Origin of the sequence: Jeotgalibacillus soli (genome assembly GCF_000829435.1) — a bacterium.
GTDB lineage: Bacteria > Bacillota > Bacilli > Bacillales > Jeotgalibacillaceae > Jeotgalibacillus > Jeotgalibacillus soli.
The window spans coordinates 160124-184275 of record NZ_JXRP01000019.1; the positions used below are offsets into that span (position 1 = coordinate 160124).

General features: G+C 40.3%; 25 protein-coding genes and 1 riboswitch. Of the genes, 9 read left to right on the forward strand and 16 right to left on the reverse strand.

What is annotated here, in order from left to right:
• Positions 1-14 precede the first annotated feature (14 nt).
• Entirely contained in the window at positions 15-995 is a 981-nt protein-coding gene (locus KP78_RS14995; protein WP_052474857.1) for an alpha/beta hydrolase, read from the forward strand.
• A 46-nt stretch (positions 996-1041) separates the two neighbouring features.
• Here the strand turns inward: KP78_RS14995 and KP78_RS15000 are convergent, their stop codons facing one another.
• Positions 1042-1365 carry an iron-sulfur cluster biosynthesis family protein gene (locus tag KP78_RS15000; RefSeq protein WP_041090171.1) on the reverse strand — a complete coding sequence of 108 codons (324 nt, stop codon included), beginning with the start codon at positions 1363-1365 and terminating at the stop codon, positions 1042-1044.
• A 130-nt stretch (positions 1366-1495) separates the two neighbouring features.
• On the opposite strand from KP78_RS15000, the gene KP78_RS15005 reads away from it, so the two are divergent.
• Positions 1496-1711: a CDGSH iron-sulfur domain-containing protein gene (locus tag KP78_RS15005; RefSeq protein WP_041090172.1), complete on the forward strand. Its 216-nt coding sequence runs from the start codon at positions 1496-1498 to the stop codon at positions 1709-1711.
• Between the two features lie 62 nt (positions 1712-1773).
• On the opposite strand, the gene KP78_RS15010 is transcribed toward KP78_RS15005, so the two are convergent.
• A complete protein-coding gene (locus KP78_RS15010; RefSeq protein WP_052474858.1) occupies positions 1774-2103 on the reverse strand; it encodes a YolD-like family protein in 330 nt (109 codons plus the stop codon).
• A complete protein-coding gene (locus KP78_RS15015; RefSeq protein ID WP_052474859.1) occupies positions 2090-3382 on the reverse strand; it encodes a Y-family DNA polymerase in 1293 nt (430 codons plus the stop codon). The genes KP78_RS15010 and KP78_RS15015 overlap by 14 nt, the downstream gene beginning before the upstream one ends.
• Before the next feature lie 223 nt (positions 3383-3605).
• Here KP78_RS15015 and KP78_RS15020 point away from each other — a divergent pair, with 223 nt between their 5' ends.
• Positions 3606-3806 carry a YqzH family protein gene (locus KP78_RS15020; RefSeq protein ID WP_041090173.1) on the forward strand — a complete coding sequence of 67 codons (201 nt, stop codon included), beginning with the start codon at positions 3606-3608 and terminating at the stop codon, positions 3804-3806.
• 67 nt (positions 3807-3873) lie between these two features.
• Here KP78_RS15020 and KP78_RS15025 read toward each other — a convergent pair whose 3' ends face one another.
• Together KP78_RS15025 and KP78_RS15030 are read right to left on the reverse strand one after the other, a co-directional pair.
• Positions 3874-4668, reverse strand: coding sequence for an SDR family NAD(P)-dependent oxidoreductase (locus KP78_RS15025; protein ID WP_041090174.1), 795 nt, complete (start codon positions 4666-4668; stop codon positions 3874-3876).
• A complete protein-coding gene (locus KP78_RS15030; RefSeq protein WP_041090175.1) occupies positions 4661-5650 on the reverse strand; it encodes an MBL fold metallo-hydrolase in 990 nt (329 codons plus the stop codon). Before KP78_RS15030 ends, KP78_RS15025 begins: the two co-directional genes overlap by 8 nt.
• 400 nt (positions 5651-6050) lie before the next feature.
• On the opposite strand from KP78_RS15030, the gene proC reads away from it, so the two are divergent.
• The 3 genes from proC (at position 6051) to KP78_RS15045 (ending at position 9123) form a co-directional block, all read left to right on the forward strand.
• A complete protein-coding gene (gene proC, locus KP78_RS15035; RefSeq protein ID WP_041090176.1) occupies positions 6051-6881 on the forward strand; it encodes a pyrroline-5-carboxylate reductase in 831 nt (276 codons plus the stop codon).
• A 435-nt stretch (positions 6882-7316) separates the two neighbouring features.
• Positions 7317-8459 (forward strand): glycosyltransferase family 2 protein, encoded by a 1143-nt coding sequence (locus KP78_RS15040; RefSeq protein ID WP_041090177.1) that lies wholly within the window; start codon positions 7317-7319, stop codon positions 8457-8459.
• 177 nt (positions 8460-8636) lie between these two features.
• A riboswitch (SAM riboswitch) is annotated at positions 8637-8736 on the forward strand.
• 66 nt (positions 8737-8802) lie between these two features.
• Positions 8803-9123: a hypothetical protein gene (locus KP78_RS15045; RefSeq protein ID WP_235420955.1), complete on the forward strand. Its 321-nt coding sequence runs from the start codon at positions 8803-8805 to the stop codon at positions 9121-9123.
• A 67-nt stretch (positions 9124-9190) separates the two neighbouring features.
• On the opposite strand, the gene KP78_RS15050 is transcribed toward KP78_RS15045, so the two are convergent.
• The 6 genes from KP78_RS15050 to KP78_RS15075 all read right to left on the reverse strand — a co-directional run bounded on the left by KP78_RS15050 (position 9191) and on the right by KP78_RS15075 (position 14418).
• Positions 9191-9397, reverse strand: coding sequence for a hypothetical protein (locus tag KP78_RS15050; RefSeq protein ID WP_041090178.1), 207 nt, complete (start codon positions 9395-9397; stop codon positions 9191-9193).
• A 196-nt stretch (positions 9398-9593) separates the two neighbouring features.
• Positions 9594-9992, reverse strand: coding sequence for a transcriptional regulator SpxA (spxA, locus tag KP78_RS15055; RefSeq protein ID WP_041090179.1), 399 nt, complete (start codon positions 9990-9992; stop codon positions 9594-9596).
• A 334-nt stretch (positions 9993-10326) separates the two neighbouring features.
• Positions 10327-11577, reverse strand: a complete 1251-nt coding sequence (locus tag KP78_RS15060; RefSeq protein WP_041090180.1) for a Zn-dependent hydrolase — start codon at positions 11575-11577, stop codon at positions 10327-10329.
• A gap of 85 nt (positions 11578-11662) precedes the next feature.
• The gene (locus KP78_RS15065; RefSeq protein ID WP_041090181.1) at positions 11663-12367 is read right to left on the reverse strand and encodes a hypothetical protein; all 705 of its coding nucleotides are present in this window, start codon (positions 12365-12367) and stop codon (positions 11663-11665) included.
• Positions 12368-12391: 24 nt separating this feature from the next.
• On the reverse strand, positions 12392-13099 hold the full coding sequence (locus tag KP78_RS15070) for a DUF5058 family protein (RefSeq protein ID WP_041090182.1): 708 nt from the start codon (positions 13097-13099) through the stop codon (positions 12392-12394).
• Between the two features lie 101 nt (positions 13100-13200).
• Positions 13201-14418: a M20 metallopeptidase family protein gene (locus KP78_RS15075; protein ID WP_041090183.1), complete on the reverse strand. Its 1218-nt coding sequence runs from the start codon at positions 14416-14418 to the stop codon at positions 13201-13203.
• A gap of 645 nt (positions 14419-15063) precedes the next feature.
• On the opposite strand from KP78_RS15075, the gene KP78_RS15080 reads away from it, so the two are divergent.
• Complete coding sequence (locus KP78_RS15080) at positions 15064-15888, forward strand: squalene/phytoene synthase family protein (RefSeq protein WP_041090184.1); 825 nt, start codon at positions 15064-15066, stop codon at positions 15886-15888.
• 182 nt (positions 15889-16070) lie between these two features.
• On the opposite strand, the gene KP78_RS15085 is transcribed toward KP78_RS15080, so the two are convergent.
• Entirely contained in the window at positions 16071-17189 is a 1119-nt protein-coding gene (locus tag KP78_RS15085; RefSeq protein ID WP_041090185.1) for a YcjF family protein, read from the reverse strand.
• A 251-nt stretch (positions 17190-17440) separates the two neighbouring features.
• Between KP78_RS15085 and KP78_RS15090 the strand changes: the two genes are divergently transcribed.
• A complete protein-coding gene (locus tag KP78_RS15090; protein WP_052474861.1) occupies positions 17441-18814 on the forward strand; it encodes a hypothetical protein in 1374 nt (457 codons plus the stop codon).
• Between the two features lie 268 nt (positions 18815-19082).
• Here KP78_RS15090 and KP78_RS15095 read toward each other — a convergent pair whose 3' ends face one another.
• A complete protein-coding gene (locus tag KP78_RS15095) occupies positions 19083-20093 on the reverse strand; it encodes a FecCD family ABC transporter permease (protein WP_041090186.1) in 1011 nt (336 codons plus the stop codon).
• Complete coding sequence (locus KP78_RS15100) at positions 20090-21124, reverse strand: FecCD family ABC transporter permease (RefSeq protein ID WP_041090187.1); 1035 nt, start codon at positions 21122-21124, stop codon at positions 20090-20092. Before KP78_RS15100 ends, KP78_RS15095 begins: the two co-directional genes overlap by 4 nt.
• A gap of 209 nt (positions 21125-21333) precedes the next feature.
• On the opposite strand from KP78_RS15100, the gene KP78_RS15105 reads away from it, so the two are divergent.
• The gene (locus tag KP78_RS15105) at positions 21334-22293 is read left to right on the forward strand and encodes an ABC transporter substrate-binding protein (protein ID WP_041090188.1); all 960 of its coding nucleotides are present in this window, start codon (positions 21334-21336) and stop codon (positions 22291-22293) included.
• Positions 22294-22379: 86 nt separating this feature from the next.
• Here the strand turns inward: KP78_RS15105 and KP78_RS15110 are convergent, their stop codons facing one another.
• Together KP78_RS15110 and rnz are read right to left on the reverse strand one after the other, a co-directional pair.
• The gene (locus tag KP78_RS15110; RefSeq protein WP_041090189.1) at positions 22380-22646 is read right to left on the reverse strand and encodes a hypothetical protein; all 267 of its coding nucleotides are present in this window, start codon (positions 22644-22646) and stop codon (positions 22380-22382) included.
• Positions 22647-22926: 280 nt separating this feature from the next.
• Positions 22927-23856 (reverse strand): ribonuclease Z, encoded by a 930-nt coding sequence (gene rnz / locus KP78_RS15115; protein ID WP_041090611.1) that lies wholly within the window; start codon positions 23854-23856, stop codon positions 22927-22929.
• Between the last annotated feature and the right edge of the window lie 296 nt (positions 23857-24152).

The window sequence follows — 24152 nt, forward strand, 5'->3', positions numbered from 1 at the left end:
ATCGAGGTGAGCCAATGAGAAATAGAGGACTAACGGTTGCTGGAGGCGTTGCAGGGATTTTGTGTGCAACAGCGGCAGGATTAGGTGTTTATATATCTAATCGAATTATGTACATGGTAAAAAAAGAGGATGCATTAATTTTGGAGAGAGAAATTAACGCAAAGCGCCTTGTTCCAGATCGATATGACCAGCTTCCGAAAGAGGAGGTTTGGATCCACTCTCCTAGCGGCTATCAAATTAAAGCAGTATTCATTCATCCCTATCCGACAAAGAAATACGTCATTTTTTGTCACGGCGTAACGGAAAACAAAATCAATTCCGTTAAATATATGAACCTTTTTTTAGAAAAAGGCTTTAACGCTGTCATTTTCGACCATCGCCGTCATGGTGAATCCGGTGGGAAAACAACCAGCTATGGATTTTATGAAAAATTCGATTTAAAAGCGGTCGTTGATGCTTTACTAGAACGTGAAGGAAACAATGTACGGTTTGGCATACATGGAGAATCGATGGGCGCTGCTACAGCGCTCTTATATGCTGGTTCTGTAGAAGATCGAGCAGACTTTTACATTGCTGATTGTCCATTTTCTGATTTTAGCGAGCAGCTCGCCTACATGATGCAGAAAGGACGAGAGCTGCCTCGCTCTTCTAAGCTGGCTATTTCACTCGCAAACTTTTTTATCCGGCTGCGTGATGGTTATAGGCTCCAGTCCATTGCTCCAATTGAAGCGGTTGAACATATTAATAAGCCTGTGCTTTTTATTCACAGTGAAAATGATGGCTTTATTCCGTCTCATATGACAGAAGCCTTATTTGAACGAAAAAAAGGGTCTAAGAAGCTGTTTATCGCACCAAATGGTGATCATGCGCAATCTTATACCGCCAATCAAGAGGAATACAGTCAATTGATTAGTGATTTTTTGGAGGAAAATGGATTATTGGAGCCTGGCATGGTAGTGGAAAATGAAAAAATCGATGTACCATACAACAAGTAAGTCCGCTGCTCACATGATAGCAGCGGACTTACTTGTTGCAGCATTTTTACTTATTGCGAAAAGCCATTCTTCCATTTATCGTTTGGCCCGGGCTTCTGAGCTGATACATACCAGCCTGTGTCGAATAATCGATTTTGATTTCTTTATCGTAAAAAACCATTTTTGATTTTTCAACCAAGATCGGCATTTCATTCGTTTCTATAAAAAGATCTTCTCCTTCAACAGGCTCATCCACATACCATAAAATTGGTACACCGTTCATGACACAGCCCGTTCCTTCTGTATCATATTTTAATTTTAAATATCCATTTTCACGGTTTTGTTGAGAACGGATTTTTTCTGCTGCAGCTGCTGTGATTGTAATATTCATCTTCATCAGCCCCCTTTATATGCACAGTATAGCATGTCTGCATTTCTCCTCTCTAGTATCTTGCTTTTTAGGGACGTTTCCAGTAGGATCATCATATACGTGGCAGAGGTATTGTAAAGGAGGCTTTGAAATGGAGAAAGTACAAATTAAAGTGATGGATAATGGTTCATTCCGTGTAACGGGAGATGTTGAGCTAGTCGACATGGACGGGAACAAATTTCCGACAAAACCAGCGTTTTCGTTGTGCCGCTGCGGACTTTCACAAAATATGCCATTTTGTGATACTGCTCATAAAGGAAAATTCGAATCCTGTGTGCGCGCTGAAACCGGTTTAAACGAATCATAGAGGACTAATCCTCTTCGCTGCCTGCTCTCAACCCGCTTTAACTGAGAGCTTAAGCAGTCGGATCAAACACACTCAATGGCTTTTATCGCAGTAAATTCAATAACCAATCGCTTTCCTCTCCCATCTTGAAGCCGCAGTGACTGCGTCATACGATCAACCGATGCGATCAGACCGCTATTTTCCACGTAGATCCGCCCGTCGTGATGAACGATTCTCACGAGCCTCTTCTCTGCAATAGCTGTTTTAATTGTATTATTCCACTCTTCTATGCTCTGCTCATCCACCTCTTCTTGTTGCTCAAACCGGTCACGTTCGGCCCAGTCCTTAATCATTTTTACATGCTCTGGCAGCATCATAGATGTCCATTTTATGGTTCCTCTATCCCTTAGCATAATCTGTACCTTCTCTTTCTCCTGATTTATGACCGCCAATTAATGTTGCCCTTCTTCTCGCCGTACCTGCTTTCGTATAAGACACACCTCTTAATAAAGAAGCAGAGCCATATCGCTCCCGCACATCATCCATTACGTAGCCAAGCCGGTGCCGCCGTTCACGGTTTATATTAAATAAATCAAGTTGGAGCGACCTGTCGGGTACAAGATTCGTTAGCGAAATCGAAATTTTCCGCACTGGCTGCAGCTGAAGATTTTCCTTTAATAATTCTAAACAAATCTGATACAGTTCCATCGTAATGGCCGTTGGCTCTGTCAAAGAACGAGACCGGTGGAAGGAGGCTGCCGTTGCACGGTGGCTGTAGCCAATTCCAAGGTGGAGCGTACGCCCTGCTAAGCGCTGTCTTCGCGTTCTGCGTGCCACCTCTTCACACATTTCCAGCACAACATGCTGAATCTCTGTAAGCTCCGTATAATCTCGAAGCAGAATTTGACTTCTTCCAAAGCTAATTTGACCGTCCATAATTGGTGCACCGAGCTCAGATAAGTCAATTCCGTGCGCATGATAGTACAATTGATTTCCCATCACACCAAATTCCGCTTCAAGACGGTCAAGGCGATGATTCGCCAAATCTCCTACCGAGAAGATCCCCATACGATTCAATCGCTTTTCCACTCTTCTTCCGATTCCCCACATGGCAGAAAGAGGGGAAATCGGCCATAGCTTTGTTTCAACATCCTGATAGGTCCACTCTGCAACTCCGTACCGTTTTGCTTCAATGTCTAAGGCAAGCTTTGACATCAGCATATTTGGACCAATTCCAATTGCACATGGAAGCTGAAATTCTCTCATCATGTCATCTGTGATGTGTCTCGCCACTTCCCAGGCATCTCCCCACAGTCCAGCTGTGCCATCTATCTTTAAAAAACTTTCGTCAACGCTGTAAATATGAATAGATTCCTTTGGCACATAGCGATGAAACAGCTTGGTGATTTCAGTGGAAATGCGTAAATATTGCTTCATATCAGGCTCAATGAGCTCAATACGCACATCGGTTGGAAGCTCATGCAACCTCGATCCTGTTCGAATGCCAAATTCCTTTTTCAGACGTGGTGAAGCAGCTAATACCACACTGCCTTTTTGATTCTTGTCACCCACAATGGCGATTCTGCTCGTTAATGGATCTCTCCCCATCATCACCGCTGTGCAGCTTGCATAAAAGCTCCGTATATCCACACAAAGAATTTGATGATTGGGCATCCCGCTATAATCCAGCACATTTCTCACCACCCGAACATTTGTTCTTATATTATCAGCGTTTATCTAAATAAACAAGTGGGACTTGGTGGAAACAAAGGGATCCATTATAATTAGAAAAGCGGAAACGCCCGTTTAGCCCCGACAAGCACAAGACGAGCAGACTAATTGTCATCATACCCTAAACTGACTAGTACAGCTGCCACAAAATACACTTTCTTATAATTTAAAATGAGGGACTGAAATGGAACAAAAATGGATTGAAAAACAATTGACTCGAGTATTCAAGCAATACGGAAGAACTCTTGAGGAGCAGCCGCTGTCTGAACAGGATATAAAAAGGCTTGTTGCGCAGGTAAGCGATCGTTACCAAACTAAAGCAGACGGAACGATGGACGATTGGCTGCACGATATCATCTATAGCTACGTGACAAATGAAAATTAAATAAATGATAGAAAAGGACAGGTTAAGTGGCGCATCCACGCACTAATCTGTCCTTTAGCTTATGCATTTATTTTTGGTTAAATCCCTTTTTTCCAACTGTTTCAACAAGTGTAGGAAAAAGAGCATGCAGCTTGCTTCCCGCATTCATCCACCATGGGAGATTCACTTCTCTTCTATTTGTGAACAAAATATCGACCGTTTTTTCAGCTACCTTTTCCGGATTCAGCATCATGCGTTGAATAGAGCGGGCATATGTTCCTGACTGATCAGCTTGATCGAAAAAAGAAGTGTTGATCGGTCCTGGGTTAATGGTCGTGACTGCAATTCGATCCGATGCTACTTCCATGCGCAAGCTGTTTGAAAATCCAATAACAGCATGCTTTGTTGCCGCATAAATACTCGATTTTGGCGTAGCAAGCTTACCTGCCTGTGAAGCCACATTCACTATATGTCCTCCTCCACGCTGCTTCATCGTCGGCAGCACGGCTTGTGTTAAAGCAATAAGCGCCAACACGTTTACTTGAAACATTTCCTTCGTCACAGAAGGTGGTGTGTTAACCAGCGTTTCGAATAAACCAAAGCCTGCATTATTAATTAACACGTCGACTCCTCCTGACTCCTTCTCAATTTGCTGGATGAGTACAGGAATCTCTTCTACCTGGGATAGATCACGTACATATGTCCACACCTTTTCCCCATGAAACGCACGACATTGTTTAGCCACGTCTTCAAGCCGTTCTTCATTTCTCCCTACTAAAATAACAGATGCTCCCCGCATTGCACACTGTTTGGCAATTTCACCGCCAAGACCGCTTGAAGCACCTGTAATCAATATTATTTTACCTGTTAAATCTTTACTCATAAACGTGCCCCTTTGTTATATGAAGCGCCCGGTACACAATCGAACCGTCCGTTTGCTTTATCTCTTCAATTTCTTTTCGCTCAAGTAAATAATCAAGCTGAGCCACCGTTTCGGACAATGTAAGGCCAAGCTGTTCTTTATAAACTGCAGGAAAAAGCAATACACACAGGTCAAATGCCGTCATTTCTTTCTCTGCAAGCAACTCTTTAACATGCATGGCCCGGTCATGCTGCTTTTTAAGACGTTCTTGAATGAGCCCGTGCGAATCGGTGACGAGAGGACCGTGCCCCGGCAATACCGTTGTAATCGGCAGCGTTAACAGCCTTTCAAGTGAAGCGTTATATTGCAGTTGAGAAAGCGGCCGTGCTTCACCCTCAGCATGTGGAGGTTCGACCAGCGGATTGGACGAAACCTTATCCAACAGAACATCCCCTCCAATGAGAATCCCATCACTTTCACGCAGTAAAGAGATATGCCCTTGCGCATGCCCTGGCGTTTCAATAACCGTCCAGCCCTTTTCCCCAGGAAGCCCATCCTGATCAGCTAAAACACCGTCTAATCCTCGAAGTCCCAGCATACTTAGCGGCACTTTCATTTTATCAATAAGGATAAAATAAGAAGAAGGCAGCCCTACCTGCTGAAAAAGCGATCGATAAAATTGGTCGTGATCCTGCATAAAAGAGCTTTCGCGCGTTAACCAGCGATTGGTTTCTTTTGCTCCCCATACAGTAGCTTGATCAAAGCACTCAATTAACCCAGCATGATCAGGATGATGATGCGTTAATACGATCTGCTCAATATCGGTTGGGGTAAGCTCTAGCTCGTTCAGTTGATCTAGCAAGGATCTCCACGCTTCCTCTGTCTTCGGTCCGGTATCAACAAGCGTTAGCCTCTCCCCTTTAATTAAATAGATATGTACATCCCCTACCGCAAAAGGTGTTGGAATCGTCAGTTGTGCAATTCCATTATGCCATTGAATCATTCTGTTGCCTCCTTACAAAATGAACAATCATTCATTTTCTATTAAGTGTAGCTTTTTTTTCATAGAATGTCGATGGCAAATCACAAAAAGTCTTGACATTATCCAAAACGATCCGCATAATCACTTGTAATTAAACAATTGTGATCGTGTTGACAAGGACAAGTATATGACAGAGCAGCGAAAGAGAGCGAAGTTCAAAGGCTGAAAGACTTTGCCGTTATCCTCTTCATAGAACCTACCTTCGAGCGGCAGGAAAACCTGCCCGTTACCCGCGTTATGGGACAATAAAGCGTGCTGATCAAATCAGATCAAGCAAATCAAGGTGGTACCACGGAAGCAACCCTTTCGTCCTTTTACGGGATGAAAAGGGTTTTTTTATGATCAAAAAGGGGGAAATAACATGAAAATGGTCTTTGTGGGAGCAGGATCAATGGCAGAAGCAATGATACAAGGAATCGTTCAGGCTCCGCGTCTCAAACACCTTGATGTATGGGTGACAAACCATTCAGACTCCCAGCGATTAGCCTATATGAAAAAAAACTATAACGTAGAAACCAGCTACGATCGCAAAAACATATTTGCACATGCAGATATCATCGTCCTTGCTATGAAACCAAAGGACGCAGCGGAAGCTATGCTTCAACTGAGAGAATACCTTAATAAAGAATTGCTTGTAATCTCGATTCTAGCTGGACTGTCACTCGAATTAATCAATGGGATGCTGGGAGAAAAGATCGCAGTGGCCAGAGCTATGCCAAACACATCGGCAACAATTCAAGAATCAGCAACAGGTCTTTCATTTAACGAGTACATTACAGAGCATCAAAAGGAAACAGCGATCTCGATCTTTTCATCTGTTGGTTCTGTCACCATCGTACGAGAAAACCAGTTAGACCTAGTAACAGGACTTGCCGGAAGCGGTCCTGCCTATATTTATTATGTCGTTGAAGCAATGGAACAGGCTGCTGTCGAGCTCGGACTTAGCGCAGAAGAAGCAAAGCCTTTTATTTTACAGACACTGGCTGGAGCATCTAAAATGCTGCAAAACACACCAAAACCCCCATCAGTGCTGCGAAAAGACATCACAAGCCCTGGCGGCACAACCGAGGCAGGAATTAAAAAACTAGAACAGTATCAAGTAAAAGAAGCAATCAAAGCCTGCATAAAAGAAGCCACCCTCCATTCAGGCAAACTACGTGCACAATTCGAACAAAACAATAAAATATATTGAAAAGCGGAAAGCGGTTGTTCAGCTGCGACGATCACAAGACGAGGCGACTAATTGGCGCTCTTTGCCGATAAGTCGACTTGACTTGTGACCACGAGAGGTTGGGCGTTGCAGCTGGATCTCATGAAAAGCGCAGGCGTCTTGCTCAGTCCCGGCAAGCATAAGACTCAATGCCCTGGTTGACGTTTTTTCTGACTTGGGCATTGTTGCTTATGACCTCGGGGGACTATCCGTCGGAGCTGGAAAAGTGAAGGCCCATAATTTTGCAGGCAGTGAGCATTTACAAGCCGTCAGAGAAATTTGCAGGCCGTCACCGAAATAGACCATGAAAAGCGCAGGCGGCTCATTCCGGCATGGCATAGGGCCTCTGGGATCTAACCAGCTTTCACATAAAAAATTTGTACAACCTTCACTACTTATAAAAAGGACGAGATGATCATGCTGACGGCAATTTTGTTACTTGTGGCTCTATTTTGGCTCGTTATCGCGATTGATACATGGAAAGGATTGCGTGAGCTGCCGACACTCGACAACGAACCTCCAACGGCGATCGTCGGAAAGATCAGCGTCATTGTTGCTGCAAGAAACGAAGCCCATACAATCGAAAAAAGCATTCGTTCACAGCTCCAGCAAACCTATCAATCAATTGAATGGATTCTTGTAAACGACCGCTCTACAGATGGAACTGGAATCATTATGGAGAAGCTCGCACGGCTAGACAGCAGAATACACGTTCTTCATATTGACAATCTTCCTGCAGGCTGGCTCGGGAAAAATCATGCCCTATACCGCGGCTATATGCAATCCTCAGGCAGCCTGCTTGTGTTTACCGATGCTGATGTCCATTACGAACCTGATCTTCTAACAAAAGCCGTCGCCTTTTTTACCAGACAAAAGCTACATCACCTAACGCTTTCACCAAGCTTGGAAGCAAGGAGTTTTCTATTAAAAGGATTTATCGCTTATTTCCTGTTTGGTTTCTCTTACTACAAACGCCCTTGGTCCGCTAACCGGGAACACAGTAAAACCGGAATAGGAATCGGTGCCTTCAACATGCTCGACCGCAAGACTTACAAAATAATCGGTACCCACCAAGCGATTCGCATGCGCCCTGACGATGATTTGCAGCTAGGTATGCTCGTGAAAAAGCACCGGCTCAAGCAGCGCCTTGCAACTGCACTTCCACTGCTCAAAGTGGAATGGTATCCATCGCTTCACGAAGCGGTAAAGGGTCTTGAAAAAAACACCTTCGCCGGACTTCATTACCGATACAGTATGGTCTTGTTTGCCATTTTCGGTGTTTTCATATCACAGCTCCTGCCGTTCTTCACCCTATGGCATGGCGATCCATTCAACCAACTGCTTAGTGCAATCATTATTGTATTAATTATCAGCATCTACTACCCTTTAACCAAGAAAATGACGTCTTTCTTAAGCTGGCATATCCTGTTGTTTCCCCTCTCAGTCCTACTGTTTCTATACGCGATCACACGAGCAACGGTTTTGACATTCCTTCGAGGCGGCATTCAATGGAGAGGGACGCATTATCCTTTAAAAGAATTAAAAAAGCGTATAAAATGAACAGCTTGTGTGTATAAATAGAGAAAACTCTTTGGAGTCGCTACTAAGTATATTTAGATTAAAACATCTTCGCTTTGTGTACCTAGTTTCGATGAACAATTATCTTTTATACGTACTTATTGACAATTCCGAGTAAACTGGTTAGAATAATTTATAAATTAATAATAATACGGAAATTTCTTATCCAGAGAGGTGAAGGGACTGGCCCGATGAAACCTCAGCAACCATATTTTGTATGGTGCTAATTCCAGCAAAGCATAGCTTTGGAAGATAAGAAGAGGTGTCTTTTTATACAAAAAACCCTCTTCTTCGGAAGAGGGTTTTCGTATATCGAGAGGGGCTTATGATGAACAATCACGAAACGTATTTAGAGGTAAATGATTACTTAGATTTGTACAACTTTGCAAAAGCTAATGACGATGAATCATGGAAGCATGAAATTATTGAGAAACTTAAGAATTTTGATCATAGCGGAAACAGGAAAAAAGAATCCATTGTCTTTCATAAACTTCTGAGCAAATACAGAAATGTTAACGAAGAAATTCTAGAGCTCTATCAGCAATTACGTATTGAGCCTGAAAACCGTTCTTTAGAAGAAAAGATTTGGAAATTAAAGCATCTGCGTTTACTGTTGGGACGTCGTATTCACTCGGGAAAAAATTAACATTACAATTCTAGCTAAATGAAAAAGACACCTTGTAAACCAAGGTGTCTTTCCTAGGTCTCAATCATTAAGCATTCTCTTTCAGCTTCATCATCATATCCATCATCGAAGTCATCATTTCATCACATTCTTGTATTTTAGCCATCATCTGCTCCATATCCATATCCCGCATCATGTCTTCTGAATCATTCATCATCATTCTCATGCACTTCATTTCAACCATCATTCTTTCCATCGATGTCATCATCATCATATTCATAAACTTGTTTTCCATTGTCATTCCCTCCATTAGATAAATTTGATGCCGCCTAGAATAACAAATTCTAGGATTCATACATTCTACCTATCTGGCAATAGTTTACGTCCATTCATTTTCTTTTTCCCTTAATTAGCATCAAAGAAACCTAATTCTTGCTTTCAAAATAAAAAAAGGTTTGCCCCTATTGTAAGGAAGCAAACCTATTCATTGATTACATTACCATTTTCTGAGCTTCAAGAAGCTGATAGGTACGTACTTTTCGCGGAAGAAAGCTGCGAATTTCTTCTTCGTTGTAACCAATCTGAAGTCTTTTTTCATCAAGCATGATTGGGCGGCGAAGCATACCAGGATTTTCTTCAATTAATTTATACAACTGTTGAAGCGGCAATGAATCTAACTCCACATCAAGCTCTTGAAATGTTTTAGATCTTGTTGAAATAATCTCTTCTGTTCCATCTTCTGTCATTCGAAGAATCTCTTTAATTTCACTGACGTTTAATGGTTGAGAAAAAATATTTCTTTCAACGTAAGGAATCTCATTTTCTTCAAACCATGCTTTTGCTTTTCTGCATGATGTACAACTAGGTGATGTAAATATCGTTGCTGCCATGAATAATACACTCCCCTTTGTCTATTTCAATGATAGATTTTATAAATAGAAAAACAAATATGTCATAATCACTAAGATTTTTCCTCGATATTAAATATCTTGAATTAAAGATAGTTTACTACCTATCTACCTTTATGTCAATATACTTTAGAATTATTATGGTGAAAATTGTACATCCCTATACAATGATTAAAGAGAAAAGTTAACAATAAAAAGAATCATCACCCATTATCATATACGTTGTGTAAGACTGGATTCAAAAATCCCGCTTACACAAAAAAAAGCATACTAATATACAATTAGATGCTTTTTTTGAGAACCGGATTTTACTTATTCAAACCTGTTCAGTTTTTGCTGCACATAATTGGTTTGTTACCTGTAAAAGCAGTTGTGCCCCTTCAGTAATATCCTCCATTCTCGAATATTCTTCAGGTGTGTGACTTTTTCCATCCTTTGATCTTACAAAAATCATGCCCGTATTACAGAAATCCGCCATAATGAGCGCATCATGAAAAGGACCGCTCATAAGAGTTGGCACGGAAGGATTTATTTCTTTTCCTTCCTCAACTAATAAATCAATAAGTTTGTCTGAGCACAGTTTAGGCTCTAGATCTGAGTCCATTTCAATTTTATATGCAAATTGAAATTCATCTGCCAGCCTTGATAAAGCAAATTCGAATTTTTCAAACGCTTCATTTCTGCGTTTTAGATCAATATCTCTCAAATCAATGGTGAACCTCACTTTTTCTGGTATGACATTTCTTGAGTTGGGATATACGTCAATATTCCCTACTGTTCCTACCAATGGACTTCCTACATAGGAACTGACGATTTGATTAAATTCAGACATAGCGTACGAAGCAAACAGAAGTGAATCTTTGCGCATAGCCATTGGGACTGAGCCAGCGTGACCAGCTTCACCGATAATCTCCACTGTAGCCCATAGCGGACCGGCGATGCCTTCTACAACACCGATGGATGCGTCTTGCTTTTCTAATACTGGTCCCTGCTCGATATGCATCTCGATAAAGCAAGCAATTTTATCAGGTGGATAGACAGAATCCTCTGCTTTATCAGGATCACAGCCAAATAAGCGCAGTGCCTCCCTCTTGGTGACACCATCACGATCCTTGCTCTCCCATTCCTCTTCTGTGACCTTACCGGTAAGTCCTCTTGATCCGAAAAGTCCATTATTGAATCTGCAGCCTTCTTCATCTGAAAATGCAATCACTTCTATTGGAGTGTCAGTAGAAACTTGATTTTCTATCATACATTCGACAACTTCAAGTGCGCCAACCACCCCGATTGTCCCATCAAATCTCCCTCCATTTGGTTGGCTATCTAAATGAGAGCCAACCATGACTACTGGCTTATCGATTGATGAGCCCTCCAATCTCCCAATCAAATTACCAAAATGGTCAATTTTTGTTGTTAATCCTAACTGATTCATCCATTCTTGAACCAGCAAAACGGATTCCTTATGCTTCTCAGTAAAAGCAACTCGATTCACACCGGTTTCACCAAATTTCCCTATTTGCGCTAATGCTTCCATTCTCTTTTTAATTCGATCTTGGTTTACTTTCATAAAACCCCTCCAAATGTTCCTTTTAAGTTATACAAATAGGTTTTTTCCCCAAGAGTAACAATTTTTCCAATGTAAAACGATTCGTTTACTCTTTCGAAGCTTTTAGTTTTTCAATATAAAGTACAATCGCTACGGTAATGACTACGCATAATACAATTTGTATCAAACTAAAGATTGGTGAAAATAAAATAATTAAACCTACAATAAGAGCAATAGTGCCATAAAGCGGTACTTTAATAGCAAATTGACCTAATACTCCGCCAAATATTGCAGGGAGAACATATCCTAATGCTGTTTCAACCGGGGCCGGCAATATAGAGACAATGTATGAACCGCTCAATACAACGAAAATAATCACAATAATATTTGTTAATGATGCAATTGCAATTCCCAATGTACCGGAAATTTCAGCTTTTTTTGTGCCCGGTTCTGCACCAACAGCATTTTGAGCAGCTGCTGAACACGGCAAACACATATTTGCAATGTTGCCAGTCAAAAAACCAATATAAGTACCAGATATCCCTAAAGTCGGATAGTATGTAACCGGTTCTAATACCCACATAATTCCCACGAAGGCAGCATAGCCCACAAGTCCTGCGATGATCGGGGTCCAGCCAGGATGGGCTCCTAAAACAAACGATAAATACAAAGGAGCCATTAATGAAGCAGCAATTAGCACCCATAAGGTTAACCGTCCCCAAAAATGGGATCTGCTATGAAAAGCTTCCATTTCTGCTGATTGTGAAAGTTCGATAGACGTCTGATTAAATATTTCTTTTTTCATCGCCATTCCTAAGCCCCTCCTCTTCTATAATTACAGCAGTGTTGTAAAATAACCAATCGACATTCCCACAATTAAGGCAATGCCTAAAGACCATTCCTTAAGCCAGCTGATATTCCTTCTATTTGCAATGAATGAAATAAGCATCATCGTGACTCCTGATGCGATGGCTACTGTTGCATGGCTAAAACTATTCACCATTTGCTGGCTAGTTAGATAACCGAAGGCACCCAGCATCGCTGCAGTAGAAACAATTGCCATGGTTTTAGCATTTCTTTTTACAACTTTTTTTTGAATATTGCCGAGTGATTTCGTAAATAAAGCAGCGAATAATAGCCAGCCCGTTCCGCCTAAACACATTGTCCACACAACCGTTGTAAAGGCTTCAAGCGTAAAGTTATCACCGCCCAATTCAACACCGTATGCATTAGCTCCTATACCAGCTGCTGTTAATTCAGTTGCTGCTGAACCGATTATTCCAATTCTCATTAACGTCATTGGCGATCCAATTACCGTAATTAATGAAACAACAATAACAGCAATACCAAATGATGGCCCAAGACTACTGATAAAACCCGTACGAAGGGATTGTTTTACCTCAGCAGACGTCATCCCTATCTCCGGTGCGGTCTTTATTGAGATCTTCATAAAAATTAATGCTTGAAATATAACAATGAATACAACAAAAGAAGCAATCAGCCATATCGGCCAACTGTTAGCTACCTCCATAACTTCACTCATAATCATTTTCCCCTTTCATCCACTAACAGAGCTGAATATTATGATGATTCAGTCTATTATTGGTGTAAAATAGCCTGATCGAGCTGAATTAATCGCATAAATTAATTCAGCTCAGCTTCAAGCACATGGTTACTGCTTGATGTATGCTCAGCTTGATAATCAAATACGGCCAAGATAAATAATTTCCCGATATTCAGCATGGCTTGCTCATCAACATCAAATTTTGGATGATGGTGTGGAAATTGAGGGATTTTTTCAGGGGCAGCTCCTCCTACCCAGAAAAATGCACCAGGTACCTTCTGTACATAGTAAGCAAAATCCTCCATGCCCATATGAGGAGCAATTTCTTTTACTTGTTCCTCCCCAAAAAGGGATGCCGCCACTTTTTTAATTCGCTCAGTTTCTCGAGGATTATTTTTTACTGCAGGATAGCCTCTAACATAACGGTAATCTGCCGTTGCCCCTGACCCGCTGCATGTGCTTTCCGTTAATTCTCCAATTTTCTTCTCAATCATATCTCTTACATCTTCATCGAATGTACGTACAGTTCCAATAATTCTCGCCTTATCGGGAATGACATTAAATCCGCTCCCGCTGTTAAATGCACCCACAGTCACAACTGCTGGTTTAATTGGATCGACATTTCTGCTTACAATTTGCTGTAGATTAATATTTAGCTGGCTACCAATAATAATCGGATCCACAGTCAGATGAGGAGTTGCTCCATGCCCACCCTTGCCAAATATCTCAATTTCGAAGGTATCACCTGCAGCCATCATAGCACCTTCACGAATACCGACTACTCCAAGTGGGTCAACAGATGAAACATGAGCGCCATAAATAACATCCACTCCGTCAAGGCAACCGTCTTCAATCATCGACTTCGCCCCTCCTGGTATCACTTCTTCTGCAAACTGATGAATAAAAACGACATCGCCTTCTATCGTATCTTTTACTTCACTTAGGATTTTTGCTACACCTAGTAAAGCTGCTGTATGTATATCATGACCACATGCATGCATAACACCTGGTATACGTGATTTATACGGTACATCTTTTTCATCCTGAATCGGCAGGGCATCAAAATCGGCTCTTAAAGCAACCACTTTCCCTGGCTTGCCTCCTTTTAGTAAACCTACCACCCCTCTGCCTCCGACTTCTGTTCTTACCTCTAACCCTAATTCAATAAGAAAATCTGCTACTTTTTTTGGTGTATCCACCTCATGAAATGAAAGTTCAGGGTACATATGAAGATTTCTTCGGAATTCAACCATTTCTGGATATATAGCTTTCAATCTCTCAAATAGATGTTGTGCCATTGCGAAACTCTCCCTTCTTATCTTGTTACTATTATTTTCTGTTTGCTGCTAGACTCACCGCTGAAATACAAGCTACTACAATTTCAACTATTCAAAGACTGGCAATGTTTCATTTCGCAAAAGTAACCGAATCGCATTTCATATCATACATTTTAAAAAAACACTTAAATCCTCCTAATTAGAGTATTTTTAATCATAAAACTATGAATTCTAAACATTCTTCATATTACATGTTATTAAATATAACATAAAAAACAATTCTTTATCTAGTCATTAAATATATAAAATTAACGTTATATTTCATAACATATCATTTGACTGTTCCATGCGCATTGTCTCTTGAAACCCTCTCTATACACGTAATAACGAACCGTTTTTATTATTTAACACGAAAGATATTGCTTCTAAGATTACTTATTTTTCTGGTTTTTCTTTTTGCAGGATCGCAAAATTAATCACAGGTACATACTTTTAACATTTATAAGGTGTACACTGTTTTCCATTCACTTCTTTCTGTGTATACTTAAAAAGAAACTTGATGTAAAGTACGTTATTGTCTAGAAACGGCACAGATTTTACCTTAGCTGCTGAATACGATATATTTTAGCAATAACTTTCATTCCCCTGGAAGGAGACGTGCAAAAAATGAATGAAGATAAAATAATCCATAGTGAAGCAATGGACATGTTAATGGAGACAAGTCGAACTTTCTTTATTCCAATCAGTTATTTAGAAACAGGACTAAAAGAAACGATCGCTTCTGCGTATTTATGCATGAGAGCGATTGATGAGATAGAGGATCATGTTGAGGTGGAGCCAGAAATAAAGAGTGCTTTGCTTAAGTCTGTTAGTGAGCTTTTAAGAAAACCATTTGACAATAATGCTTATCTTTCTTTAATTCAGCCTTACAAGGATATCCTTCCCCCTGTAACACAACGACTCGATGAGTGGATCAGCCTATGCCCTTCCGAAATTGTTGAAAAAGTAAAAGAAAAAACGGCCATCATGGCTGATGGAATGGCTGAATGGGTAACAAAAGAATGGGAGATTAAATCCAAACAAGACTTGGATGAGTATACCTATTACGTCGCTGGACTTGTCGGTGTCATGCTTTCAGACATCTGGGAGTGGTACGATAATATTGACTCTGACAAAGATCTTGCTGTTTCATTTGGGAGAGGGCTGCAACTAGTTAACATCTTGCGCAATCGTCAAGAAGACTTAGAAAGAGGCGTCGACTTCTTCCCAAATGGCTGGACAATGGATGACATGTTCGCTTATGCGAAAGAAAATCTTGCTTCCGCCCATAAGTATATAGAAGATATAAACAATTCTACCGTAGTCGCCTTTTGCTCCATTCCACTTGCACTTGCTGACAGTACAATAGACGCGCTGGAAAAAGGGAGAGAGAAAATTAGCAGAGCAGAGGTAACCGAGCTCGTAAGTCAAGTACGCAGAGGATTATCATAGGCAACAAAGGAATCAACGCGGCAAGACTTCCCTTTTCTAGTCAAATAACAACATGAACAGAACCCGAATAGCGGACTTTTTATAAATCGTCCTCTCTATTCGGGTTTATCTATATGTGTAAAAAACCATTTCTTCATCATGTGATTTGAAGATAAAAAAAGACTTCGGCTCTCCTTACCCTTTTATTTTTTCTTTGTTAATTCTTGTTCGTATAAGTTTTTCAATATAAGTGCAAGTTCTTCGTTTTCTATCCTTTTACCTTCGTATTCACGGTGAGCGACCATTGCCATGACTTGGATATAAGCAAACGCTAGCGCCGTTGTAATAATTGACGCTGTAGCACCACTGATGAACCCGCCTAGAGCCGTTCCAACACCTGGAACGAGCTTAAGAACGTTCGCTACGATATAACGACCAAGAAAAGTTGCCCCGCTTGTTCCTCCAATTGATCCAATCAGACTCGTAAGGAGTGCTCTATCCATTGACACCCCAAAAATGGCGGTTATATGAGCTAGCATGCCGACCTGAATGGGAACCAAAACAGCTGCATCAGCAAAAGGGATTGGTGTAAAACCAGCTCCAAATGAGGTTCCGATATACCCAACAGACCACGACTGGGCTTCCTTCACCTTTTTATCAATATCTACTTTTTGCGCATTGTTAAAAGCTTTTTTTACCGATTGGGGTAACACCTCATAGGTTCGGCCCACTAATTCCTTTAAACCGTAAGGAGGAATCGTATAGTCTGCATGAATTTTATATGGCTCAGCCAGTACTAACTGAATCCCTTTTACATCCAAATTCATATTTTCCAAACTTTTTTTAAACTCTTCAGCACTTATACCAAAACTCTGAGTCAGTACAAGAAAAATGGGGGCCTTTTCAGATAACTGATTGATCATGTCAATCTCGTATTCTTCAATTCTGTTAGAACTCGCATTGATACAATACCAAATGGCATGGATATAGTCTTTCTCGTCTTTCCCTGTATATAATTCATGAATTTTATAATTAATTTCTTCTCGAATTTGTGACTGAATCTCCTGGTCAAGCTCAAGTCCACGGGTATCGTACAGCGTTATAGGGACGCCCTCCTTCGTAATCCTCCTAAGATGCTTCGTAACCGGTTGTCCAATACCCGTTTCTGCTAAATTTTCTCGAAAAATATTATTAATAAGCGTACTTTTTCCTACACCTGTTTTCCCAATAAGCATAATGTTGACAGGCAATAAACGATTAATCTCTTCTTTCGTTTTATTTAGTAACTCTTCTACGATTGTAGAATAGGCTGCTTGTGACATAAATTTCCCTCCTCATATTCAACGTGGTCCTAGATCTATTTTACAATAGTAGGTTGAAAAGGAAAAAATAATATTCTATTGTCCTGTTGTTCTTTTAATAGTAAATGGTCTGACACGATGTCCAATACATTGAATAAAAACCCATGTTTTTCTTTAATATGGTAAGATATTACGGTAGCAACAATATTTTTTACGCACGATTATGAATAACCATACATTTCGGTAGTCTTGATGAAAAGGAGACCTTTGCAATGGAGAGTCATCCATTCACCCGCTTCTTAGGGGTTATATGCTATTTAACAGTCATTCTTTATTTAATTGAGCTTTTTTATCCGAGTACAATGCTTGAACTTACATACAGCCTACTCTGTGCGATCTTACTGGCATGCGCTTTTCTTTATTTATCACGTATCACCAGGTTCATAGTTTTTACTTTATTGGCTGCAGGAAGTATTTGTTTATATGCGGAAGATATTTCTTTTAATGAATCGATGATAGGATTTGGGAAAAATACGAATCTTTTATCTTTATTTTTATTGATTCCATTGATTGGAACGTTTATGTCTACTGCTGGATATTTGTCTGCATTAAAAGAAAAAGTGCAAGCGTGGGAAAAAAAAGGAGCTTATCACCCCTATCGCTTCAGCTATTTCTTAACAGCAACAATAGGAATCCTATTAAACTTCGGTTCTATGGCAATTGTTAAACGGATTGCAGCGGAGAGCTTCTCTTCTTATCGCGATAAAAAGATCACACTGAATATTATGCGCGGGTTTGGCTTTGGCATGCTTTGGTCACCCTATTTTGTCAATATCGGGCTGGTCCTTGTATTATTTGAGTTATCGTGGTTTGATATCGGGGGATATGCATTTATACTTGCTGTTATCTATATCTTCTTTTGCTGGTTATCCTTTAGGAGTATTTCTTTTCCGGATGACCCGATCGTGGAATATGAACCTAAAAGTAAAAATTATTCCTATCATCAATCACTTGTACCATTCTTCTTTTTTAGTTTGATCCTTATTACTTTATCGTTTTTACTAGACTATCTCTTAGAAGTGAATATGCTGACAGTCGTTTCATTTCTGGCCATACTTCTGCCGCTAGTCTGGGCAGTATTTACAAAAATCATAAAAAACTACTTATACGATGTTTCGCAGCACATGCAGCTTTCATTTAATCGTCTCAAAAATGAGCTTGCAGTTTTTATCAGTGCTGGATTTTTTGGTATGGCGATCTCAAAAACAGCGTTTGGATCCATAGTTTCCAACCTTTTGTTCGACGCTTCATTCGGATCTATTTTTTTCTTGAGCCTAATTATTGTCACCCTGGCAATCGCACTCGGACAAATAGGCGTTCATCCAGTTATTATTGTAATTGGTATTGGGAGCTCATTGTCACCTGAAAAATTCGGTGTCAGTCCTGAATATATGGCACTGCTACTTATCATCGCTTGGACGACGGCTACACAAATGTCCCCTTTCTCCGGTCAGCTTTTAATGACCTCAAGGTTAATGAATCAGCCTCCATCGGTCATTATTAAACAAAACTACACCTTCGCACTATCATTAGCCGTGATTCTTACAACAACAATTTATAGCTTTCTTGTGATGGGCTTGCTATAAAGTCAGCAATCACAAGAAAGCTTTTGTGTGAAGGCGACTCGTGAAAATTGATCTTATACAAAATCGGTCTATTTCTTTCTAGTTTCCTAGCTAAGAATTAGGCCAATTTTTTATCATAGTAGATTTCTAAATTGCAGACTGTTTTTCAAAGCTAATGTGTAGCAATAAACAGCCTGCTTATTGTTTGAGAATCAAAATAATATCTCTTACTAATGGTTAAAATTGATCTTGTATTCATCGTGTAAGCTGAATAAACATTTAATACGCCCTATTTTACACGCAGAAGCAAATAGATAAAATAGGGGACGCTAATAATTGAAACAATAAGGCCTGCAGGTATTTCAATCTGAGCTAAAAGATTTTTGCCTAGTGTATCCGACAAAAGCAGGATCAGTGCACCGACAAGTGCTGCTGTTGGTAAAACAAAATGATGATCTGGTCCGACCATTCTTCGGGCTAAGTGTGGTGCAATTAATCCAAGAAAAGCAATCCCTCCACCTACTGATACCCCAATTCCTGCAAGTGCCACACCCGCAAATAGCATAATAAGCCGTTCCATATTCACATTAAGACCTAAGCCCCTAGCAAGGTCATCATGTAAATTTAATATATTTAGTTGTTTCGCTTTAAACATAACAAATGGTACAAGAACGGCGAACCACGGCAGTACAGCTAAAACATACGGCCATTGTGCCGCCCAAAGATCTCCTGACAGCCATACAGTTGTTCTCATAAAATCCTGCGGCTCAAGCCTTAGCTGAAAGTAAATTAGCCCAGCACTAAGACCTGCATTGATGGCAATCCCAACTAAAATAAGACGCATGGATTGAAAGTCTCCTCGCCACGATAGCATGAGAATTAAAACAGCCGTGATCATCGCGCCAGAAAAAGCGATGATTGGCATCAAAAAGATTCCAAAGGTCGGAAGATTAGTACTAAGAACATCAAAAAATGAAATATAAATGACAACAGCAAGTCCTGCGCCTGAGTTAATTCCGAGTATTCCAGGATCCGCAAGATCATTACGTGTGATTGCCTGCAAAACCACACCTGAAAGCGCCATTGCTATGCCTACTAATATGGCAAGCACAATAGCTGGAAGCCTAATTCTAAAAAGAACTAACTCAGATCTTTCTGTCCCTTGTCCCATTATTGTTTGAAAAATCTCGTTTGGTGAAAGTGTAACTGTACCAAGATTGAAGCTAACTACTGCAATAACCATCATTAAAGAGAGCAAGCTTATAATTGTTACAAAAAATCGATTGCGAAAAAAGTTCATTTCATGCTTCCGCCTTTTCGTTGGATTAAGTAAAGGAAAAATGGAACACCTAAAAGAGCTGTTACTACGCCTACAGGTGTTTCAAAAGGCGGGTTCATTAACTTGGAGCCCACATCCGCTAATACAAGCAATAAGCTCCCTAAAACGGTGCTAACTGGTATCATATATCTAAAATCGCCGCCAACTAGCATTTTACTAATATGGGGAACAATCAATCCTACAAAGCTGATCGCACCAGCAACTGATACGGAAGAACCTGTTAACAAAAGAATGGTAATAATAGAGAGAAGCTGGACAATCTTTATACGTACACCAAGACTGCTTGCAACATCCTCCCCGAATCTGAGCAGCGTCAATGGGTGCAGCAAATAAATTAAAACAGGAATCGCAATGGCTCCAAAAATTACCAGCAGTCTGGCATCATCCCATGTTGCAGTGGATAATGAACCCGCATACCAAAAGCTCATGTCCTTCGTCACGTCAAAATAAAGACTGATTGCGGTTGTTAAAGAAGTCAAAAACATGCCAATGGCCATACCGGCAAGTGTTAATTTAACTGGTGATGCGCCTCCTTTCACATAGGAAGCAAGCAAAACAATTAGTACCATTGCTATCGTGGCTCCAAGCATTGCAGCTGCTGTCGTCCCGAAAGTAGAAAGACCCGGAACTATAGCTAATGCTATGACCAGAACAAAAGCTGCCCCGCTTGAAATCCCAAGCAGACCAGGCTCTGCAAGCGCATTTCTCGTAAGCCCTTGCATAATGGCACCTGATACAGCGAGGTAGCCTCCAATTAAGAGTGCAACAACCATTCTGGGCATACGAATATCCAATATAATTTGACTTGCCTGACCACTCTCTTCATTCGATAGTAGGACATCCATCACTGTTTGGATGGAATAGTTTGTTGAACCGTACTGAAGAGATGAGATGGCAGCAGCCACGAGCAGCAGCAACCCACCCAATGTGATAACAATCGTTCTTCGTTTTATGTTTCTTGAAGCCATATAGTTTTTTTTAGGTCTTAACATTTATCATAATCCCCCAAGGCTTTATTACTGTTCAATATGTATGATAGCCGAAGCAATTTACATACTAAGCATTATGCCACTTTTAAGTATTTTTAGTAAGTAAATGCGATTAAAAATGAAAATTTCGAAAAAACAACCATTGACACTTCAAATGAAAATGATTATCATTACCATTGTACTAGCAAATCATTCACGATGGAGGAATATTTATGAAGTCTTTCAAAAAAAGTTTTCTTTTTGTCATTGTAGCATGTTCATTCATGTTGATTCTAGCAGCTTGTAGTGATACAGCGGAAGAATCTACTAACACTGAAGAACCACCCGCGCAGGAGGAAGTAACGGTAACAGACGCTACTGGAGAAGTGACAATCCCAACGAATGCAGAGAGAATTATAGCTCCTTATATGGAAGATAGTCTTCTATCATTGGATATTACCCCTGCTGCACAGTGGTCGATCGGAACAACTGTTTTAAATTATTTACAAGAAGACCTGACGGATATACCAACGATTGAGTGGAACCTTCCACTTGAAATGACCATCGAAGCTGATCCAGATCTCCTTATTTTCCAATCTCAAGCCGGTATGGCAGAGGGTGCATCTGAGGAGTATGAGGCAATAGCCCCTACCTATGTCTTTAAAGACGAAGAAGGAACTGACTGGCGGAAACAAATTGAAATAATCGGTACCCTGACCGGTAATGAAGAAAAGGCTGCGACCGTGCTGGCAGATTACGATACACATGCAGTCGAAGCCTCCGCTCAAGTGAATGAGCTTATTGGGGATGGAACTGCAGCTGTCATCTGGGTATTTGCAGACCAGTTCTATCTATTTGAAGAAAATCGTCACGCTGCAAACGTTTTATACAGTGACCTAGGAATCGCAGTTCCAGAATTCGTTAAAAACCTTGGTCCGGCACAACCTGCAGCTTGGAACCCGATCTCCCTTGAAGCATTGGCAAACCTTGATGCAGATCACGTTTTCCTAGTGGCAAATGAAGGTGAACCAGGTGTTGAACGTCTCAATAATAGTACTGTATGGCAGGGACTTCCAGCTGCACAAAATGATCAGGTCTATGTAATTCCAGATACGGGTCATTGGACACTTACTGGAAATATTGCGAACAGACTGACCATTGATAAGGTGCTTGAAGCATTGTCAAACGAATAAGAATAACAAATTTCACACTATCGTCTTTATTTAAATAAAAATCTGCCAGACATCATTGATTGGTTTCATGATGTCTGGCAGATTTTTTACTTTTCAATCTTATTTAATCCATCTTTACTCATTGATCCGCTTATATACTCTTGGAGTCGGCTGTTTCTTTCTTTCTGTTCTTCTTTAGAAACCAGGTCATATTTTTTAAAAAGATGAAACAATTCATTTAGTATTTGCTGTGAATGCTTGCTCTCAAGTTCCTTCTTCAATTCCTTGAACAAAGGCTCCGGTATAAATGCTTGTTGGCTATTAAGCTTTTGAATAACATCTTCCTGAGAATGATCGATCACACATTGTCCCATTTTATCCCCTCCTGCAGTACTAAGTTACTATTATATGCATGCTATTTTTTATCATAAAGACATGTTTAATTTTCTATTCATGCCGAATATTTTTATGGGCACGTTTAATATCTCTCTATACACCTTGATAACTGATAAGTCTTCAGCAGCAATTGGATTAGAAGGAAGCCTATCATACGATGTTAATAATTGTATCATATTCTCTACGCTACTCTATAAGAAAAATTAGTTCAGGCTCTCTCATGGTCAGTAAATGATGCGACTTTGAGAGAGCCTATCGTTATTCGATTTTTTTATGATGCACACTCAATTCGAGCAGGTCATGGGCCATATGGCTGTTTGGAAATAATGCTTGTGCCTCGCGCTCAAGCCGCTCTGCATCTTCCAATGTATATCTTGAACTAATATGAGTAAGCCAAAGTTCACCAACATTTGCATTTTTTGCGACAGTAGCTGCCTGTGCAGTTGTGGAATGAAAATATTGAGAAGCCATTACTTCGCTAGCTGCATCAAAGGTTGCTTCATGAATCAGCAAGTCTGCGTTATTAGCCAGTGATAAGGCTGATTTGCACATTCTTGTATCACCTAAAATGGTAACAACAAGCCCTTTTTTATCAGGACCTACAAATTCTTCTCCTGACAGTTCCTCTCCCTGCCAAAGCACCTTCTCTTTAGTTTTAAGCTGCTGATACAATGGACCAGGAGGAACACCGATTGCACGAAGTTTTTCTACCTGCAGCTCACCAGGACGGTCCTTTTCAATCACGCGATAGCCAAATGACGGAATTCCATGATCAAGCTGACCTATTATTATCTGATATTCATCCTCATCAATAACCATTCCGTCCTCTATCTCCACGACACTTAACGGATATTTCAGATGAGTGGCGCTAATGGATAGCGCAGCTGAGACAAATTCTTCAGTCCCTTTAGGTCCATAGACGATCAGCGGTTCAGTGCCCCCCTGAAATGACCTGCTCCCTAAAAACCCTGGCAAGCCATACAGGTGATCGCCATGAAGATGAGTGATAAAAATTTTTTCAATTCTTCTTGGCTTAATTGACGTGTGGAGAATTTGATGCTGAGTTGCCTCTCCACAATCAAATAGCCAAATAGAACCTCGTTTATTAAATAATTTTAAGGCGATAGATGTCACATTTCGCTGTTTTGCCGGGACACCCGCACCTGTTCCTAAAAATTGTATCTCCATCGATACAGCACCTCCAATCATCCGTTCACCATCTTACCATAACGTATCCTTGCCAAGGGTTCAACACAAGGATACGTCTAAAAAAAATGATCTTTATTGTGATGAACCCTACTATCATCTAGTTTGGATAATTATACTAATACCTTTTTCTTTTTTGAACATAAGCTTCTCCTTTTTTACAATAAATGATAAAAACCACTTGATTTTAGGTTAAATTATCGATTTTTTAATTTTCTTTTAATAAGGTTGTTGCATAAGAGTTGCATAACATACAATGCAACTATACAATTTAACTA

Bases quoted from the DNA above. Each gene is read 5' to 3' on its own strand.
- KP78_RS14995 (WP_052474857.1), top strand. From the start codon at position 15: ATGAGAAATAGAGGACTAACGGTTGCTGGAGGCGTTGCAGGGATTTTG.
- KP78_RS15000 (WP_041090171.1), bottom strand. From the start codon at position 1,365: ATGAATATTACAATCACAGCAGCTGCAGCAGAAAAAATCCGTTCTCAA.
- KP78_RS15005 (WP_041090172.1), top strand. From the start codon at position 1,496: ATGGAGAAAGTACAAATTAAAGTGATGGATAATGGTTCATTCCGTGTA.
- KP78_RS15010 (WP_052474858.1), bottom strand. From the start codon at position 2,103: ATGCTAAGGGATAGAGGAACCATAAAATGGACATCTATGATGCTGCCA.
- KP78_RS15020 (WP_041090173.1), top strand. From the start codon at position 3,606: ATGGAACAAAAATGGATTGAAAAACAATTGACTCGAGTATTCAAGCAA.
- KP78_RS15025 (WP_041090174.1), bottom strand. From the start codon at position 4,668: ATGAGTAAAGATTTAACAGGTAAAATAATATTGATTACAGGTGCTTCA.
- KP78_RS15030 (WP_041090175.1), bottom strand. From the start codon at position 5,650: ATGATTCAATGGCATAATGGAATTGCACAACTGACGATTCCAACACCT.
- proC (WP_041090176.1), top strand. From the start codon at position 6,051: ATGAAAATGGTCTTTGTGGGAGCAGGATCAATGGCAGAAGCAATGATA.
- KP78_RS15040 (WP_041090177.1), top strand. From the start codon at position 7,317: ATGCTGACGGCAATTTTGTTACTTGTGGCTCTATTTTGGCTCGTTATC.
- KP78_RS15045 (WP_235420955.1), top strand. From the start codon at position 8,803: ATGATGAACAATCACGAAACGTATTTAGAGGTAAATGATTACTTAGAT.
- KP78_RS15050 (WP_041090178.1), bottom strand. From the start codon at position 9,397: ATGGAAAACAAGTTTATGAATATGATGATGATGACATCGATGGAAAGA.
- spxA (WP_041090179.1), bottom strand. From the start codon at position 9,992: ATGGCAGCAACGATATTTACATCACCTAGTTGTACATCATGCAGAAAA.
- KP78_RS15060 (WP_041090180.1), bottom strand. From the start codon at position 11,577: ATGAAAGTAAACCAAGATCGAATTAAAAAGAGAATGGAAGCATTAGCG.
- KP78_RS15065 (WP_041090181.1), bottom strand. From the start codon at position 12,367: ATGGCGATGAAAAAAGAAATATTTAATCAGACGTCTATCGAACTTTCA.
- KP78_RS15070 (WP_041090182.1), bottom strand. From the start codon at position 13,099: ATGAGTGAAGTTATGGAGGTAGCTAACAGTTGGCCGATATGGCTGATT.
- KP78_RS15075 (WP_041090183.1), bottom strand. From the start codon at position 14,418: ATGGCACAACATCTATTTGAGAGATTGAAAGCTATATATCCAGAAATG.
- KP78_RS15080 (WP_041090184.1), top strand. From the start codon at position 15,064: ATGAATGAAGATAAAATAATCCATAGTGAAGCAATGGACATGTTAATG.
- KP78_RS15085 (WP_041090185.1), bottom strand. From the start codon at position 17,189: ATGTCACAAGCAGCCTATTCTACAATCGTAGAAGAGTTACTAAATAAA.
- KP78_RS15090 (WP_052474861.1), top strand. From the start codon at position 17,441: ATGGAGAGTCATCCATTCACCCGCTTCTTAGGGGTTATATGCTATTTA.
- KP78_RS15095 (WP_041090186.1), bottom strand. From the start codon at position 20,093: ATGAACTTTTTTCGCAATCGATTTTTTGTAACAATTATAAGCTTGCTC.
- KP78_RS15100 (WP_041090187.1), bottom strand. From the start codon at position 21,124: ATGTTAAGACCTAAAAAAAACTATATGGCTTCAAGAAACATAAAACGA.
- KP78_RS15105 (WP_041090188.1), top strand. From the start codon at position 21,334: ATGAAGTCTTTCAAAAAAAGTTTTCTTTTTGTCATTGTAGCATGTTCA.
- KP78_RS15110 (WP_041090189.1), bottom strand. From the start codon at position 22,646: ATGGGACAATGTGTGATCGATCATTCTCAGGAAGATGTTATTCAAAAG.
- rnz (WP_041090611.1), bottom strand. From the start codon at position 23,856: ATGGAGATACAATTTTTAGGAACAGGTGCGGGTGTCCCGGCAAAACAG.